A 1,074-nucleotide genomic window follows, 5' to 3' on the forward strand; every position below is an offset into this window, starting at 1 on the left:
AAACCCTTCTCGCAGCATTTCCTCGGTGTACATGTTTTCCGCGTGGGGCGGCCCGCCGGTGCCGTAGGTGATCTGCTCGGGGCGATAGCCGTGCAGCATCAGCATGCCGCCCGGCTTGAGGGTCCGCTTTATGCCCTCGAAGATGCGCGCGCGCATCGGCGGCGGCGCGAACAAGTTCCGCAACGAACGCGACGCGACCCTCGCCATGCCCAAGCTGATCATCCCGTCGCTGCAGGTGAATATGCGCGCAGGCGAGGTGCCGACCGACAAGGATGGCAATCCGATGCTCAAGGTGCCCCTGAACGGTCTTTGAGAGATACTGCGCTTACACATCGAAAGGAGAAGACAATGTCGAACAACGCAACGGTGGAGAACCTGAACAAGGCGCTTCAAATGGAAATGAGCGCCGCGCATCAGTATCAATTGCACGCGCATGTCCTCGACGATTGGGGCCTCAATTTGCTGGCAGACAAGATGCGTGAGGAACAGGCAGAGGAAATCGGACACTCCGACCTGTTCATCGAGCGCATCATGTTCCTGAAAGGAACGCCCGAGATTGCTTTCGCAAAATCGCCCAAGCGCGCGGAAACCCTGCCGGATATGTTCAAGGCCGACCTTGCCGATGAAGAGGAGGCCATTGAATTCTATCTCAGCGCGGCCCGACAAGCCTATGAGGCCAACGATGTCGGATCGCGCATGCTCTTCGAAAGGATCGCCATGGATGAAGAAGGCCATAAGGCCTGGTTGGAGCTGCAACTGGAGTTGATCGAACGCATCGGCGACCGGGCGTACAGCGCGAAAATGGTGTCAATCATTCAAGACGAAGACCCATCCACTTGAAGCGGTCATCGGGGCCTATGGCGGCGCATCGGCGCTGCTGTGTGATCCCTGATTGAAACCAATAGGGAGGAATACGCCGATGGAACTGAAAAAGATTTCGCCGAAAGCTACGGTGTCCCCGCAGATCGCAGCCATGGACATGGCCGCGATCAAGGCTGCAGGCTATCGTGCGATCATCTGCAATCGCCCCGATGGGGAAGGCGCTGACCAGCCAAGCTTCGAAGAGATCGAGGC

At 58.0% G+C, this 1,074-nt stretch carries 2 protein-coding genes and 1 pseudogene; all 3 read left to right on the plus strand.

Annotation, left to right across the window (positions count from 1 at the left end; genetic code table 11):
• Positions 1-172 precede the first annotated feature (172 nt).
• A pseudogene (locus tag FQV27_RS18690) lies at positions 173-313 on the plus strand (MBL fold metallo-hydrolase); the annotation flags it as partial.
• 35 nt (positions 314-348) lie between these two features.
• Positions 349-840, plus strand: coding sequence for a bacterioferritin (locus FQV27_RS18695; RefSeq protein ID WP_147101616.1), 492 nt, complete (start codon positions 349-351; stop codon positions 838-840).
• 79 nt (positions 841-919) lie between these two features.
• Positions 920-1,074, plus strand: a 155-nt coding sequence (locus FQV27_RS18700; protein ID WP_147101620.1) for a beta-lactamase hydrolase domain-containing protein, incomplete at its 3' end; no start/stop codon positions are given.

The organism is Paracoccus aurantiacus (genome assembly GCF_007993065.1).
Lineage (GTDB): Bacteria > Pseudomonadota > Alphaproteobacteria > Rhodobacterales > Rhodobacteraceae > Paracoccus > Paracoccus aurantiacus.

Excerpts from the sequence above, each read along its gene's own strand:
- FQV27_RS18695 (WP_147101616.1), top strand. The coding sequence starts at position 349 with ATGTCGAACAACGCAACGGTGGAGAACCTGAACAAGGCGCTTCAAATG.